A 15431-nucleotide genomic window follows, 5' to 3' on the forward strand; every position below is an offset into this window, starting at 1 on the left:
GACGGCGGTGACGCTCGAGGACAGCGTGAGTATTCTCCGAATCGTTACCGCCGTGTCAGACGTCACGCTGACCGTTTGCACCCGCCGAAGGGCGCCTTAGCGCCCTCGCGCTGTCCAAGGCAGACACAGCGGCGCCCAGGACGGCGACATCGGCGGTGTGGTCGGTGTGGTCGGTGTGGTCGGTGTCATCGTCGGCGGGGCGCCCGGTGTCGCGCGTGACGAAGGCGTGGCGGTAGAGGCGGGCGGCGGCGTCACCCACGCGGCCCCGCCCCAGACGTGCTCCGCCCACGCGGCCAGCCGGTCGTACCCGCTGCCCCACTGTGTGTACATCACGCCGTCGATGCCCGGCACGCCCTCGAGTTCGGCAAGCCACTGGCGGTCGCTGAAGCGTTCGGGGGCGGCGTCGTAGTAGCCGGCCAGGATCTGGCGGTGGCCGCGGCCGCTGAAGAACGCGGCCGACTCGCGCGCCTTGGCGCCGTGGTTCCAGTTCAGGACCGTCATGTCCGGCGAGAGGCCCGCCCAGCTGCCGGACCAGTTGCCGTTCACGAGGTAGTACGGGAAGGCGGTGTCGGCGGCATTGTGGGTCGGGTCGAACATGTCCGACCAGACGTAGACTGGCGCCGCCGGGTCGATCGCGCGCGCCATGTCGCGCAGCCGCGACACGTTGCCGGCCAGATCGGCGCCCGGCGAGCCGTCGCCGAACCCCACGCTCTCGTCCCAGCCTTGGACGCGGATCTCGTCGTGGTTGAACATCCAGCCGCCGAACGCGCCGGCCTCGTCGAACTCGCGGCGGGTGCTTTTCAGCATGACGTCGAGGAGGTCGAAGACCTTGGGGGCGGTCAGGCTGGCGGTGACCTGGTCGCCGTAGACGGTCGCGACGTGGTGATAGCTGGCGAGGACGGTGTCGCCGACGCGGAGGCGCGACCCTGGTGTGTCGGCGTAGACGAATGCCTGCGGCGGCTCGTGCCACAGGTCGTAGACGCCGTTGTAGGGCACGCGGCCCATCGCGACGTCGCGCAGTTCGGGCAGATCGCGTGATTCCTCGTACGCGATGCCCTTGTCGGGCGACGTCAGCACGAGCGGCGTACTGCCGCGGCGGATGAGGTTCACGAACCCGGCTGGCTCGATCGACGCGTCGTCCCACCAGATCGTCCCGGTTCTGCCGCCCCAGACGCCGAGATAGACGATGACCTCGCGGTGCGTGAGCGTGTTGAACGACACGTCGAACCGCGTCCAGGCCTGATTCCGCTGCACGGGCACGGGATTCCACTGCAGCGTCCGGGACGGGTTCTGCGCGAGGACGAGGGCGCGCACCTCGCCGCCGCTGAAGTCCTGTGTCCGAACCCACACGGCAAGGTGGTAATAGCGGAACGGCTCGACGGTCAGGCGCTGGTACACGCGCCCGTTGCCGCTTTCGGGATTCGTCGTGCCGAGGTCCACCATGCGGATCGACGCCGCGCCGGAGCGCTTGACCGTGCGGTCGACGAACGTCGCCGTGCCGGGCGCGTCCTGGAAGGCCCAGCCTGGGAAGGCGTCGCCTGAAACCGGCAGCTGCTCGAAGTCGCCGTTCGCCAGCCGAACGCCGTCGTCGAAGGGCACGAGCTTGGCGTTGAAGTGATCGGGCGGCACGGTCGGGTCGACGGCGACGACCCGGAACGGCGCGTCCTTCACCGGCAGCCCCTCAGCAAGGTCGGGGTCGTGCCACAGCAAAGACGACGAGTAGCCGAAGTTGGCCGTACTCGGCAGGACGGTCATCTCCAGGGCGCGCGCATGGTCCAGGACGGCGCGCAGGTTCGTGTAGTAGTCGTCGATCAGCGACCCGTCGTCCAGCCGGTCGAACTTCACGTCGCTGAAGATGGCGCCGTTGAAGCCGGCGGCCTTGGCGGTGTCCAGGATGTCGGTCACGCGCCGGATGTTGGCGGCCACCTGGAAGTTGTTCTGGATGTAGACCCAGCGCTTGGACAGGACGTGGCCGTGGACGATCGGGGCGGGGGCCGGGGCGGGGGAGTCAGCGGTCGCGGCGTGGGGGGGCGCGGCGGGCGCTGCGGCAGCGAGCACGGCCATCGCTGCGGCGGCGACGAGAGCCCAACGGAAGACATTCCGTGGCGCATGGTGGCCACGACCGCGTGTCGGCGGCATACTGCCGCGAACGGAACGAGCGTCGTTGTCGGGGCAACATGCGGACAGGCAGGTAGCTGGCATGGGTGAAACCTTCTTGCGTGCGATTGTGCGGCCGTTCCATCGCCGGGTCGACCGGTGTCTCGGGGCATTGGCCGCGGCCGCGGCCCTCGCCGCGCTTGCCGTCGCCCTGCTGGCGGTCGCCGCCCTCGCGCCGACGCCCCCGGCCGCCCAAGCGGCGCCCGCTCCCCAAGCGCAACGCGCCGCGCCTGCTGCCGGCGGCCATCGCCCCGCCGCCATCGCCCAGTCCGGCGATCCGTCCTCGTCCAGCGGCTGCCGTGCGCTCGTCACGGACACCGTGCGCGCCGGATCGCACCGGATCTGCGACACGAACGCCGTCACCGTCACCGTCGGCGTGACGTGCGTGCAAGCCGTGCCGGTTCACGTTGTCTTCCTGGTGGCCAAGCACCTCCTGATGGAGGACCACCTGGCCGAGGTGAAGAGCGCGGCGCGCGACGCGGTGAAGAGTCTGAAGTTCATCACCGGCACGAAGGCCGGCGTGATCAGCCTGTCCGTGCAGGCGTACTCCGATCTCGAGCTGACAAGCGACCAGGGTTCGGTCATGGGGGCGATCGGCGGGATCTCGCTCGATTCCGTCAACCCGTTCCTGCAGTACTACGACTGGCTCGGCCGCGGCACGCAGATGATCGAGGAGGGGCGTCGATCGGAGGTCGTCCCGCCGATCGACGTGATGGTCCTCTACAGCACGGGCTGTCCGACCGGCTTCCCGGATTACTGCAACCGCCAGAAGGGCAGCGCGAACAAGGCGCAGGGCAGCGGGATCACGGTCATCGGCGTCTGCAACCCGCGCGCCCGGCCGTTCGGCCTGCCGTTCGTCCTGCCTGCCACGCACTGCAACGACATCCGCGACATGGCCAGCCGCGGCTACTACTTCGACCTCGGCCAGTCCACGAAGGTCGGCCCGGCCATCCAGGACCTCATCACGAAGGCCGGCAAGCTCACCGTCAAGAAGCTGACCCTCGTCGACTCCGTCGCCCCGCAATGGCGCGTCCTCCCCGGCTCCGCCCGCCCGACGCCCAACCGCGTGACGGCGGGCACGACGCAACGCTGGGAGGCCGCCGACCTCGCCAGCGGCGCCGCGCTGACCGTCACGTACGGCATCACGGCCACGACCACCGGCCGCCTCGACCTCCGCCTCCCCGGCGCCGCCGTCGACTTCGAGGACAGCCTCGGCCGCAAGTGGGGTCCGGTCCGGCTCCCGACCCGCCAGATCGACGTGAGCGCCTGCCTGCGCGAGACCGCCACGCCGACGTCCACGCCGACGCCAACCGAGACGGCAACGCCGACGGACACGCCGACGCCCGCGGCCACGGCGACGTCGACCGCGACGCCGACGGCGACCGCGACGGCGACGGGTGAGCCGGGGCGCGCCTACCTGCCGCTGGCGATGAAGCACGTGTGCAAGCCGGTCGATCGGCCGAAGGAGATCATCCTGGCGATCGACACGTCCCAGAGCATGCTCGACGTGAGCGGCGGCGTGCGCAAACTGGACGCCGCCAAGTCCGCCGCCAAGCGCTTCATCCGGCTGCTCGACCTGTCGCGCGACACGGTCGGGATCGAGTCGTTCAACAGCGGCGCCGGCTCGTTCACGTGGGCCGGCGGCACCGACGCGCTGGCCGTGCTGGCCACGCTCGACGCGGCCATCGACGGCCTGACGACGGCGCCGGGAACGCGGATCGACCGGGCGATGCAGGCGATCGTGGGCTCGTTCAGCCGCGACCCCGCCTTCTGGGGCCAATCGATCATCCTCCTGACCGACGGCCTCTCCGACCCGGACACCGACACGAATGCCGCTCTCGCCGCCGCCGCCGAAGCGCGCTCCCGCGGCATCCGAATCTACACGATCGGCCTCGGCGACACGATCGACGAGCCGCTCCTGCGCGCCCTCGCCGACCCGGGCGGCTTCCACCGCGCCGCCGACGCCTCGGCGCTGGAGGGAATCTACGAGGGGCTGGCGGGGGAGCTGCCGTGCCCGGGCGGGGTGGTGCTGGGGCGATGAGGCGCAGCTCGGTGCTGAATCGTCGCGGCAGGGGCGCGCGACACTTCAGCGCCGCGGTGATCGCGCTTCCGGCACTCGTGGGCGTCGCGATGCTCGTCGCGCCACCGCGGGCCGCATGGGCCAACGCGGGCGTGCCGAGCTTCGGCGGCGTGCCGGTTGGCGAGGTCGGCGGGCTGGCGGGCATCCGCATCGTCAGCGAGACGCTGGCGATCGACCTGCGGCCGGTGGACAGCAGCACCGCAGTCGCAGGCGCGTCGGACGATTTCGGCGACGACAGCAGACGACTGGTTGACTTGGGCTCCTCGGCGATCGTCACCGCCACGTACTTCCTTGCGAACGGCGGGGAGGGCCGCATCGTCGACCTGCACTTTGCCCACGGCGTCGAGCGCGTCCAGGACTTCCGCGTCGCGATCGACGATCGGCCGGTCACTGCCAGGCGTCTCGACTTGGACCTGCAACCCGAGTGGCGCCCGCCCCTCTATTCACCCGGGCCGGACGGACCGGAAAGCTACCTGTTCTCGGGGATGTTCGGTGATGACACGATCTCTCCAAGCCCTTCGACGTTTCACGCGTCGCTGCCTCCCGGCCCGTCGCGCCTGACCGTCCGCTACCGCGCCGTCGCGGGCACGTACTTGGTCGAACCGCTCATCGTCCGCCAGTTCGCCTACATCCTTGCGCCCGCCCGGAGCTGGGCCGGTTTCGGCACGCTCGACGTCGCGGTCGAAGTCCCACCCGGGTGGCGCGCCTGGAGCGAGCCGGCCCTCGAACGACGCGGCGACCGGCTCACCGCGCACTTCGAAGGCGTTCCGGCCGACGCGTTGACGCTGTCCGTCCAGCCGGCCGAAGGCGCGTGGCGCATCGCGGCGCGCTGGCTGTCGCGCGCCCTGCTTGCGTTCGTCCTCATCGCCGGCGCGCGGTTGTGCTGGCGCATCGGCCGGCGCCGAGGGATGCGCCCTTGGCCCCGCCGCTTCATGGTCAGCGTGGTGAACGGGGTCGCGTGGGGGGCGGCGGTCGCCGTGGCCGGCTGGCTTGTCGTCACAGCGCCGGACGCCGTCACCCCGTTCGCACACCTGACGAACTACGGCTACGGGAAGGCCATGGCCTTCATCGTCATTGCGGTGCTCGCCGTCGTCGCCGCGGTGCTCGGGATGATCGTGACCTGGATCGCCGACGGGTGGGCGTGGCCGCGTGATCCTACTTGGCCTGCGTCAGGTAGCCCGCAAACACCTCAGCCCCCGGCCACTGGGCCACGCTAGCCACCGGCCGTCCGTCCGACGCGAACACGACGAACGCCGGCGCCGCGGCGATCCGGTAGCGCAGCACCGCGTCCGCCGCCGCCGGATCCGCGACGTCGACCCGCGCGAACACCACCCGGCCGTCGTCGGCGGCGCTGAGCGCCTCCCAGGCCGCACCGATCTCGTCGCACCCCGCGCAGCCGTCCGCCCAGAACCAGACCGCCACCGGCTTGCCGACACGGCCCTCGGACGCCGCCAGAACTGCCGCCGGGTCGGAGGCGCCGCCGGTGGGCATGTAGGTGCCGGTGGGGGACGAGATGGCCGCCGTGGCCGCCAGCGCGATCTGCGTCCCCGCCAGCGCGCTCGTCGGCGCCGGCGCGCTGTCCAGCTTGCTCAGCGCGTCGGCCGTCTCGATGGCGGTCTGCTGAAGCGCCTCCGACGTCGCGGCGTCGATGACGGCGGGGTCGGAGGGGGTGGGCTTGGCGTTGCAGGCGGTGGAGGTAAGGGCGAGAAGGGTAACGACGAGCACGGACGGATTGCGGGACACGTGGCGACTCCTTGGGCTACGACCTTGGATCGAACAGCGATCACCCCCCGATCGCATGCATCCGCCTCCCCTCCGTGTGCACCCCCGCCGCCAGCGCGTGCCCGATCGGCTTCATCGCGACGGCCCGCGCCAACACGGCCGCCACCCTTTCGACGACATCGACGACATCGACGACTTCGCCGGCAGCCACGGCTTCGCCGGCAGCGCCGCCCCCCGTCCCCCCCTCCCGCAACACCGCGCGCACGTCGATTTCGTCGTCATGCAGCAGGCAGAGGTGGAACTTGCCGTCGGCGGTCAGGCGCATCCGGTTGCAGTTGCCGCAGTAGGGCTCGCTGACGGGCGAGATGAACCCGACCCGGCCGCGCGCGCCGGGCAGCGTGAAGTTGCGCGCCTCGTCCGATGCATCGGCGTTGGACAGCGGCGCGAGGGTGCCGAGCGCCGCCTCGATCCGGGCGGCGATGTCGACGTTCGAAACGTAGCGGTCGATGCTGAACTGCGCCTCGGCGCCGCTGCCCAGCGGCATCAGCTCGATGAAGCGCACCGTCCAGTCGTGCTCGAGCGTCAGGCGCGCCAGCGGGACGATGTCGTCCTCGTTGTAGCCCCTCGCGACGACGCAGTTCAACTTGATCGGCAGCAGCCCGGCGGCTTCGGCCGCGGCCACGCCCGCCCAGAGATCGTCAGCTTTCCCCCAGCGCATGAGGTCTGCCAGCCGCGCCGGGTCGACGCTGTCCACGTGGAGGTTCACCCGCGTCAGCCCGGCCGCCTTGAGCGGCCCGGCGAGCGTCGTCAGCCGGATGCCGTTCGTCGTCATCGAGACGTCTTGGATCCCCGGCACGGCCGCGATCCGGCCGACGATGTCCACGACATCCCGCCGCAGCGTCGGCTCGCCGCCCGTCAGGCGCACCTTGCGGAAGCCGACGCTCGCCGCCGCCCGCACCACGGTCTCGATCTCGGCGGCCGAGAGCAGCGCCTCGTCGGGCTCGAACGCGAGCCCGTGCGTCGGCATGCAGTAGCGGCAGCGCAGGTTGCAGCGGTCGGTCAGGGAGATCCGGAGGTAGTCGATCCGCCGGCCGAAGCCGTCGTGCAGGGCGATCTTCATGCCCCACCCCCCACCGCGGCGATGATCAGCGCCGGCACGACGTCGCCCGCCCGCGCGAGCCCCGCGGCGCCCTCGAGCCGGAGCAGCGCGTTCGCGCCCGCCATGGACAGCAGCCGCCCGCTCCCCTGGAAGCCCGTCGTCCGCGCCACCGGCCGCCCGTCCGCGCCGACGGCCACGACGGCCCGCGCGAACTCGACGCGGTCGCCGGCGTGGGCGATGTCGTGGGCCAGGGCGACGGGCCACACCGGGCGCCGGACGTCGGCGTGGCCGCCCATCGCGCGCAGCGCCGGGCGGACGAACAGCTCGAAGCACACCAGCGTGCTGACCGGGAAGCCCGGCAGCGCAAAGCACGGCGTGCCGCCGACGAGCGCGAACGTCACCGGCTTGCCCGGCTTTGTGCGCACCCGCCCGAACACCAAGGTCCCGTTCGTCGCCAGCCACGGCTTGACGAGGTCGAGGTGCCCCATCGACACGCCACCGCTCGTCACGACGACGTCGGCCGACGTCACGGCCGCGGCCAGCGCGTCCACGTCGTCCGCGTCGTCGCCCAGATGGCCCGCAAACACGACCTCGCCGCCCGCCTCCTTCACCGCCTCGGCCATCGCGAAGCGGTTCGAGTCCCGAATCTGCCCCAGCCCCAGCGGCGCATCCGGCTCGACGAGCTCGTCGCCCGTCGAGTACACGATCACCCGCGGCCGCCGGTAGACGTCGACCTCCACCGCCCCGGCCGACGCCAGCAGCCCGATCTCGGCCGGACCGAGCACGGCGCCCGGCGCAAGGAGCACCTCCCCCGCACCGTAATCCTGCCCCACCGGCCGCACGTTCTCGCCCGCGACGACGGCGCGCCGCACGGTGATCGCGCCCCCCGCGCCGCCCCTGTCGCGGTCGGTGCCGCCCGCAGCGCCGATGTCGCCGCCGCTGCCGTGCTCGAGCGCGACGGAGCCGGGCGTCGTATCCTCGACCATCACGACCGCATCCGCCCCCGCCGGCAACGGCGCCCCCGTCGTGATCCGCGCCGCCGTGCCCGCCGTGACGACGAGGCCGCCCACCCCGCCCGCCACCGCCTCGCCGATCACCCGCCGCGTTCCCTCGCCGTCCGCCGCGATGACCGCGTACCCGTCCCGCGACGACGCCGCGAACGGCGGCATCGCCTCGCGCGCCACGACCGGCGCCGCGAGCACGCGGCCGGCGGCTTGCGAGAACGGGATGCGCTCGGCGGGGAGGGGGGTGACGGACGCGAGGATGAGGGCGAGGGCGTCGTCGACGGGGATCTCGGCGGTGGGGGGGTGGGGGGCGTTGAGCGTGGTCATCGTCGGATGCCTAGCGCCGGACAATGCGGTAGGAGAGCGGCCATGTCGACCAGCCCGGGCACGGCGCGCTGCCCTCGGCGACGGCGATGTGGCTCGTCGCCACGTGGACGTCGAACGACGGCCCGCCGTCCGGAACCAAGAGCACGCCGCTGTCGCCGGGCCCGAGGGTAAGCGAGGCGCTGCCGAACGTGAACAGGACCGGTGCGGCAAACAGGGCAACCCCACATGCCCGCTCCGGGGTGACGCACGGCGAGCGCAGCTGCTCGATCGTCCAACCTCCCCGGTCGCCGCCGAGCAGCGGCTCGGCGGCCGGCAGCCGCAATCCGCGGGTCAGGACATGGGCCACGAGGCCGGCCTCGTCCGTCACGAGGAGCGCGAAGCCCCCGTCGTCGCCGCCCCCGATGTTGTGCCACGCGACGCGCACGCGGCGCCCCGGCTCGAGCGTCAACGGCACGTCCGTCGTGATGAACGCTTCGAACTCCGCCCCATCATGCGTGGCGCGTACGCGCGTGACGAAGCCGCCGGCGTCGCCGGCCATGACCTCGCCATCAAAGGCGTGCGGCGCCGTCCCGTCCGCAGACCACCACGCCCGGATCCCCTCGGGCGCGTCCCCGGTGATGTGCACGCTGCTCCCGAGCGGCCGCTTCGGCACCGCACACCCCGCGATCGGCACCGCCGTGTTCACCGCCACCCGCGGCGCCGTCGTCGGCGCGGGCGACGCCAGCGCCGCGATCGTGGCGCTGAGCTGCGTCGCGAACGCCACGACATCCATCGTCGCTGTCGACGCACCGGAGGCGACATCCGCCATGGGGGTCTTGGTCGCCGATGCCGCCGCGTCGACGGTCGGCTCGGCCGTCGGCGGCACGGACGTCCACGGCGCGGCCAGCAGCGTCGCTTCCGGCTCGGGCGTCGGGCCGGTGGCGGCGCAGGCGGCGAGGACGAGCGGGAGGGCCGCGGCGAGGGCGAGGCGCGCCTTCGAGCAGGTGATCTTCGTCACGAATCGCATCGTCCGATCATAGCAGTCCGACGAGCCGACAACGCCTCGACAACGCCCCCACCATCCGCACCGGACTGGGAGCGTGCCGTCATGCGGAACACGTCCCCAAAGGGGCGGCACGACGGGTCGCAGCCTTGGCCGTAGGCCATACCCCATTGTCCCGCCCCCTGTTACGTGGTAGCCTTGCCTCATGGAGACCCCCGGCGCACCGGCGCTCTTCGAGTTGCCGGCGCGCGTAGAAGCAGCGCAATCGACGCCTGAACCGGCCGCGGATCACCGGATCCGCGTCATCGGGCATGCCGTCGCGTGGCGCGTGCTGGCGCGGCTCGGTCGCGACGGGCATGTCGGGCAGCCGGTGCTCATCGTCGGTCCGGCCGGGGTCGGGAAGCGGACCGTCGCCGGCGCGCTGGCCCAGCTGCTCGTGTGCGAGGCCGATGCGGACGACCGGCCGTGCGGGCGGTGCCGCGCCTGTCGACTGGTGGCCAACGGCGGTCATCCGGACGTGGTGACGACGCCCGTGCCGCTGCGCATCGATGCGGCGCGGGCGCTGCAGGCCGGGCTGTCGCTTTCGCCGGTCGAGGGACGGGTGCGCGTCACGGTGCTGCCGGACGTCGACTTGGCGTCGAGCGGCGCGGCCAACAGCCTCCTCAAGACGCTCGAAGAGCCGCCGCCGCATGCCGTGCTCATCCTGACCGCTGTCCAAGAGGCCAACGTGCTGCCGACGATCCGCTCCCGTTGCCGGAGGGTGGACATCAAGCCGCTCCCGCCGGCCGAGGCGGCGGCGGCGCTGACCGAGCATCACGGCGTCCCGGCGGATCGGGCCGACCTGCTGGCGCGGCTGTCCGGCGGTGCGCTCGGCCGGGCGCTGGCTTGGCTGGACGCCGACGAGGCGGCCCTTGCCGACCGGACCGCATGGCTTGACCGATTGTTCACCCTCGTCGACGCCGACCGCGCCGGACGCCTGGCCGTCGCCGCGCAGGTCGCGCGTGCGCGGAGCGGGCTCGCCGAGGGCATCGCCCACTGGCTCGGCTCGTTCCGCGACGTCCTGCTGCTCCAACATGGCTTGAACGAACCCGTGACGAACCGCGACCGGCTGACGGATCTCCACCGTCTGGCCGCGTCGCTCACCCCCGCCCAGGCTGCCGGCGGCGCCCGGGCAACCGAAACCGCGCTCGGCCAGCTCGCCGCGCACGCCAACCCCCAACTGGTACTCGACGTCCTGACGCTGGCGCTCCCTGCACCCCAGCGCTGACGCTCCCCCGCGCCGACGGCGCACGAGGCCCCCCATGACCGAAACGGACCCCTCCACCCTGCCGCCGCCAGACGACGAGCCCGAGCTGATCGATGCTTCGGCGGTCGATGCGTCGGCGTTCGGCGACGACTCCGACGACCCCCGACGACGAGATGCTCGCCCTCCATGTCGATGACGAGGACGAACCGAGCGTCGGGCCTGAGATGAGCGATGAGGCCGAAGCGGGCGACGAGCCCGGGGTGCCCTTCGACGAGGAGCTCGTCGGCCACGACGAGCCGCCGCCCGCCCGCCCGCGCAGCTCACGCCGCGTCCCGCGCGACCACGTGGCCGGTGTGCGCTTCCGGCGCGCGGGCAAGGTGTACTGGTTCGACGCTTCGGCGTGCTTGCAGGCAGGTGTGGGCGAGCAGGTGATCGTCGAGACGATCCGCGGGCGCGAGCTCGGACGTGTCGTCATCGCGCCCGGCCAGGTGCAGGACGCCAACCTCGGCGACCTGACGCCGATCGTGCGTGTCGCCACCGCTGCCGATCGAAGCGGTCAGGCCGACCTGCGCCTGCGCGAGCCTGCTGCGTTGATGGAGGCCCGCGCCCAGATCCGGCGCCAGGACCTGCCGATGAAGGCCGTCATGGCCGAGTACAACTACGACGGCAGCCGACTGACGATCTACTTCACGAGCGACGAGATGCGCGTCGACTTCCGGAACCTGGTACGGGACTTGGCGCGCGAGCTGCGCTCCCGGGTCATGTTGCGCCAGATCGGCCCGCGCGATCAGGCCAAGCTCGTCGGCGGCATCGACCGCTGCGGTCGTGAGCTGTGCTGCACGAGCTGGATGCCCGAGTTCCAGCCGATCTCGATCCGCATGGCCAAGAACCAGGGCCTGCCGCTCAACCCAAGCGAGATCAGCGGCGTCTGCGGCAAGCTGCTGTGTTGTCTGGCCTTCGAGGACGACCAGTACCGCGAGATGCGCAAGGGCCTGCCGAAGGTCGGCGCCAAGCTCACGAGCGCGGTCGGCAAGGGCAAGGTCATCGACGTGAACGTGATCACGCGCAAGATCACGATCATCTGGGAGACCGGTTCGCGGGTCGAGGTGGATGCCGAGGCGTTCGCCGAGCAGCAGGACCGGCTGATGAAGGCCTTCGGTGGTGGCGAGGTGCCGCCCGAGTTCCTGCCGCCGGACGCCCGGCCCACCGCGCCGGCGGCGCCCGTCGAGCACGGCCCACGGCGGTTCTACATGCAGCGGGACGAGGAGCAGTCGGGCGAGGAGGGCGCCAGCCGGCGCCCGTCATCGTCCCGCCCGCCCTCGACCGGCCCGTCCGACGATCGAACGCCGCGGCCCGCCGGCGATGAACCGCCGAGCGATCGACCGAATCGCCCGGACGGTTCCGATGGCCGCGACCGCGCCCCGCGTCCACGGAACGACCGCGCCCCGCGGCCGCGCGATGATCGGCCCCCGCGCCCGCGCGGTGATCGCGCCGCCGTCCCGCCTCCGCCCGGTGCAGGCGATTCCGCGCGTCCGCGGCGACAGCGCCGGCGCAGGCGCGGCGGGGGTGGTGGAGGCGGTGCGCCGGGCGAGGGAGCCGCGACGTAGCCGACTGCCCGGGATCGTTGAATCAGCGGAACATCGTTGAAACAGCGGAACAAGGAAACAGGCGGAACGGAACAAGGAAACAGGGGCGGACGTGTTCCGTCCGCCCCTGTGTTGACCGCGTGGTCTGTTGGCTTGGCCTGTCGGCGGCGACTTGGCCTGCCAGCTGCCCGACCGCCGGCTCCCGCCGCGCCGCTAGGTGCCGGCCGGATCCTCGCCCGCAGGATCCTCGGTCACCATGAGGCGGTCCGTAGCGCCGTGATGATGGCTGGAGTGCACCCCGTTCGCGTTCATGGCGACCGGGGCCGCGCCGGGCGGCCGCTGCTCGATCGTGAAGCGAAGCGCGGTGCGCTCCTGGCCGTTGATGTCGACCTCGACGAAGTGCGGGATGCACGCGATGTCGATCATGTCGCCCTCGAGGTAGCCTCGGGCGATCGCGATGGCCTTGACGGCCTGGTTGACCGCGCTGGCGCCGATCGCCTGCACGTCCGCCTTGCCGTGGTCTCGCATGACGCCGGCGATTGCGCCGGCGACGGCAGTGGTGAGCGAGTTTGCCGAAACCTTGATCATGTCCGTCATGTCCCACGACCTTTGTGTTGCACGTGCTGGACCGGTCCGTTGGAAAAGCGTCCCCCCGTCGCAGCCACGGCATCCGTAACGATAGCACGGTCCCGGCTCAAGAAGCCGGAGCACATGCCCAGGTCCCGAATCGGGTCGCGCGCCAGCGCGATTCGAGAGTGAACGGGATGCCGCTGTCGCGACGACACCGACGTTGCCGGCCCGGCGAACGTTACGTCCGAAGAGCCGGCAGCGTCAGCGCCTACTTTGCGTAATCGACCGCCCGCATCTCGCGGATGACGGTCACCTTGACCTGGCCCGGGTACTCGAGCGTGTCCTCCACCTTCCGGGCGATGTCACGCGCCAACTCCGTCGCCGCCAGGTCGTCGACCTCGTCGGGCCGCACCAGGATCCGAATCTCGCGCCCGGCTTGGATGGCGTACGTCTCCTGCACACCCGCGAAGCCGAGGGCGATGTTCTCGAGCGACTTGATCCGCTTGATGTAGAGCTCGAGCGACTCGCGCCGCGCGCCGGGTCGGGCGCCGCTGATCGCGTCCGCCGCCTCGACGAGCATCGCCTCAAGCGTCTCCTGCTCCATCTCGTGGTGATGCGCACCGATGGCGTTGACGACGTTGCGCGGCATGCCGTACTTTGCCGCCAGGTCGGCACCGATCAGCGCATGCGGCCCTTCGACCTCGTGCGTCAGACCCTTGCCGATGTCGTGCAGCAACCCGCCGGTGCGCGCCAGCTGGACGTCGGCCCCGACTTCGGCCGCGAGCATCGCCGCCAGATGGGCAACCTCGATCGAGTGGTTGAGGACGTTCTGGCCGTAGCTTGTGCGGAACTTGAGGCGCCCGAGATAGCGCGCCAGTTCCTTGTTGAGCCGCGGCACGCCGGCCTCGAACGCCGCTTCCTCGCCGAACTGGACCATCTGCTTGTCGAGGTCCTCGCGAACCTTGTGCACGATCTGCTCGATGCGCGCCGGGTGGATCCGGCCGTCGACGATGAGCGCATCAAGCGAACGACGGGCCACCTCGCGGCGCACCGGGTCCATGCTTGAGATCGTCACCGCCTCCGGCGTGTCGTCGACGATGACGTCGACACCGGTGGCCTGCTCGAAGGCACGGATGTTGCGGCCCTGCCGGCCGATGATCCGGCCCTTGAGTTCGTCGGACGGGAGGATGATCGTGCTGCTCACGACATCGTTCACGACATCCGACGCCATGCGCTGGATACACGTGATGATGATGTCGCGCGCGCGTTCCTCGCCCTCTTCACGCGCTGCCTGCTCGATGTCGCGAATCACCTTCGCGACGTCGTTGCGCGCGCCGTCGGCCACCTTGGCCAGCAGCTCTTGGCGCGCCTCGTCACGCGTCAACTGGGCAACACGGGACAACTCTTGATCGCGCTCGACCTCGAGTTCTTGCAGCCGTTGCGTCCGCTGCTCGATTTCCTTTTCTTTTTCGTCTAAGTTGCGGGCCCGGTTCTCGACCTGGTCAACGCGGCGATCCAGCTTCTCGCGTCGCTGGTTGAGCTGTTCCAACTCTTGGTCCAACTCTCGCCGTCGGCGGCTGATATCTTTGTCGGTCTGATTGCGGAGCTCCAACGCTTCGTCTTTGGCCTCGAGCAGAATCTCGCGCGATTTGCCTTCGGCCTCGGCGAGGATCTCCGAGGAGGCTTGCTGCGCGGCGGCCATGCGGCCTGAGACTGCTACGCGGTACCCGAGATAACCGACAACCGCTCCGATGACCAGGCCCACCATCCCACTGAGGAGGAGGGGGACTAGATCCATATTCGGGGGCGTTCCCTTCATCAGGATCGACGCGCAGACGCACCGATCCACGGTCAGCTGTCGACTATAGCACAGCCAGTGCCATCCGTCGACCGCTCCCGCGGTGTCCCGAGCCCCTGGTCATCCGTCCGAGTCGCCGAAGCCGAGTTCGCCGAACTCGCCATCGTCCGCTGCCTGATCGTCGTCCGCCGTGCGGTCGGTCGACACCACCTGCCAGGCGGCCGACAATGCCTCCCGCACCGCCCCGTAGCCGAACCCCCGCCGGCTCAGGTAGCTCCCGAGGCGTCGGTTGAACGTGGCGCGATCCTCCGTTCGGTACCGACGCGCCTGCGTCAGCGCCAGCGCGACGGCGGCGTTCGGCTCATCCACGTCACCGGTGACCGCGGCGATGATCTCGGGCGCGACGCCGTGCGCCGAGAGCTCGTGCCGCAGCACCTGTCGGCCGCGCGGCCGCTTCGCAGCGCGGCTGTCCACCCACCACTGCGCGAACGCGCGATCGTCCAGGTACTCGAGCTCCGTGAGCCGCGCGAGGACGCGCGGCGCGACGTCCGGCGGGACTTCCTTGTCCGCCAGGTAGCGCTCGACATCGAGGCGGCTGCGGGGCCGCAAGGCGATCCAGCGCAGCGCGCGGTCCAACCCTGTCCGGTAGCTGTCTTCAGCCTGGAGTGCCGCGATCTCGGCGTCGCTGATGTCCTGGTCGACCTTCAGCCGCACCGCAAGGTCGAGCAGAAGGCTGAAGGCGAACTCGCCGCCGAAGAACACGTTGACGCGGTCTTCGCGTCGACGCTGGAGTTGGAGGTGGGAAATGCGCGGCATGGGCGGCGGGGGAGGGGCGCGGTTGGCTGGAGCGGGCAGCGGGG

12 protein-coding genes are annotated in these 15431 nt (G+C 71.3%); 4 read left to right on the top strand and 8 right to left on the bottom strand.

The window, feature by feature from the left end; translation table 11 throughout:
• Positions 1 to 96: 96 nt before the first annotated feature.
• On the bottom strand, positions 97 to 2058 hold the full coding sequence (locus tag IPG72_02870; protein MBK6767974.1) for a hypothetical protein: 1962 nt from the start codon (positions 2056 to 2058) through the stop codon (positions 97 to 99).
• A gap of 142 nt (positions 2059 to 2200) precedes the next feature.
• On the opposite strand from IPG72_02870, the gene IPG72_02875 reads away from it, so the two are divergent.
• Together IPG72_02875 and IPG72_02880 are read left to right on the top strand one after the other, a co-directional pair.
• Positions 2201 to 4198 carry a VWA domain-containing protein gene (locus IPG72_02875; GenBank protein MBK6767975.1) on the top strand — a complete coding sequence of 666 codons (1998 nt, stop codon included), beginning with the start codon at positions 2201 to 2203 and terminating at the stop codon, positions 4196 to 4198.
• Positions 4199 to 4209: 11 nt separating this feature from the next.
• On the top strand, positions 4210 to 5454 hold the full coding sequence (locus IPG72_02880; protein ID MBK6767976.1) for a hypothetical protein: 1245 nt from the start codon (positions 4210 to 4212) through the stop codon (positions 5452 to 5454).
• On the opposite strand, the gene IPG72_02885 is transcribed toward IPG72_02880, so the two are convergent.
• Genes IPG72_02885 through IPG72_02900 form a run of 4 tightly spaced genes read right to left on the bottom strand, consistent with a single transcriptional unit; the run spans position 5393 to position 9386 of the window.
• Complete coding sequence (locus IPG72_02885) at positions 5393 to 5980, bottom strand: hypothetical protein (GenBank protein ID MBK6767977.1); 588 nt, start codon at positions 5978 to 5980, stop codon at positions 5393 to 5395. The two genes, IPG72_02880 and IPG72_02885, sit on opposite strands and share 62 nt — an antisense overlap.
• A gap of 40 nt (positions 5981 to 6020) precedes the next feature.
• The gene (moaA, locus tag IPG72_02890; protein MBK6767978.1) at positions 6021 to 7079 is read right to left on the bottom strand and encodes a GTP 3',8-cyclase MoaA; all 1059 of its coding nucleotides are present in this window, start codon (positions 7077 to 7079) and stop codon (positions 6021 to 6023) included.
• Entirely contained in the window at positions 7076 to 8389 is a 1314-nt protein-coding gene (locus tag IPG72_02895; protein MBK6767979.1) for a molybdopterin molybdotransferase MoeA, read from the bottom strand. Before IPG72_02895 ends, moaA begins: the two co-directional genes overlap by 4 nt.
• 10 nt (positions 8390 to 8399) lie before the next feature.
• Complete coding sequence (locus tag IPG72_02900; protein ID MBK6767980.1) at positions 8400 to 9386, bottom strand: hypothetical protein; 987 nt, start codon at positions 9384 to 9386, stop codon at positions 8400 to 8402.
• 190 nt (positions 9387 to 9576) lie between these two features.
• Here IPG72_02900 and IPG72_02905 point away from each other — a divergent pair, with 190 nt between their 5' ends.
• Both IPG72_02905 and IPG72_02910 read left to right on the top strand, forming a co-directional pair.
• Positions 9577 to 10638: a DNA polymerase III subunit delta' gene (locus IPG72_02905; GenBank protein MBK6767981.1), complete on the top strand. Its 1062-nt coding sequence runs from the start codon at positions 9577 to 9579 to the stop codon at positions 10636 to 10638.
• 107 nt (positions 10639 to 10745) lie between these two features.
• Entirely contained in the window at positions 10746 to 12224 is a 1479-nt protein-coding gene (locus tag IPG72_02910) for a stage 0 sporulation family protein (protein MBK6767982.1), read from the top strand.
• Between the two features lie 192 nt (positions 12225 to 12416).
• On the opposite strand, the gene IPG72_02915 is transcribed toward IPG72_02910, so the two are convergent.
• The 3 genes from IPG72_02915 to IPG72_02925 form a co-directional block, all read right to left on the bottom strand.
• The gene (locus tag IPG72_02915) at positions 12417 to 12800 is read right to left on the bottom strand and encodes a stage V sporulation protein S (protein MBK6767983.1); all 384 of its coding nucleotides are present in this window, start codon (positions 12798 to 12800) and stop codon (positions 12417 to 12419) included.
• 241 nt (positions 12801 to 13041) lie between these two features.
• Positions 13042 to 14571: a ribonuclease Y gene (rny, locus tag IPG72_02920; protein MBK6767984.1), complete on the bottom strand. Its 1530-nt coding sequence runs from the start codon at positions 14569 to 14571 to the stop codon at positions 13042 to 13044.
• A gap of 120 nt (positions 14572 to 14691) precedes the next feature.
• Entirely contained in the window at positions 14692 to 15387 is a 696-nt protein-coding gene (locus IPG72_02925; GenBank protein ID MBK6767985.1) for a RecX family transcriptional regulator, read from the bottom strand.
• Positions 15388 to 15431: the final 44 nt, after the last annotated feature.

The sequence above is a fragment of the Candidatus Avedoeria danica genome, assembly GCA_016703025.1.
GTDB classification, from domain to species: domain Bacteria; phylum Chloroflexota; class Anaerolineae; order Epilineales; family Epilineaceae; genus Avedoeria; species Avedoeria danica.

Coding starts and splice junctions, on each gene's coding strand:
- IPG72_02905 (MBK6767981.1), top strand. CDS start 9,577: ATGGAGACCCCCGGCGCACCGGCGCTCTTCGAGTTGCCGGCGCGCGTA.
- IPG72_02875 (MBK6767975.1), top strand. CDS start 2,201: ATGGGTGAAACCTTCTTGCGTGCGATTGTGCGGCCGTTCCATCGCCGG.
- IPG72_02895 (MBK6767979.1), bottom strand. CDS start 8,389: ATGACCACGCTCAACGCCCCCCACCCCCCCACCGCCGAGATCCCCGTC.
- moaA (MBK6767978.1), bottom strand. CDS start 7,079: ATGAAGATCGCCCTGCACGACGGCTTCGGCCGGCGGATCGACTACCTC.
- IPG72_02910 (MBK6767982.1), top strand. CDS start 10,746: ATGCGTCGGCGTTCGGCGACGACTCCGACGACCCCCGACGACGAGATG.
- rny (MBK6767984.1), bottom strand. CDS start 14,571: ATGGATCTAGTCCCCCTCCTCCTCAGTGGGATGGTGGGCCTGGTCATC.
- IPG72_02925 (MBK6767985.1), bottom strand. CDS start 15,387: ATGCCGCGCATTTCCCACCTCCAACTCCAGCGTCGACGCGAAGACCGC.
- IPG72_02915 (MBK6767983.1), bottom strand. CDS start 12,800: ATGACGGACATGATCAAGGTTTCGGCAAACTCGCTCACCACTGCCGTC.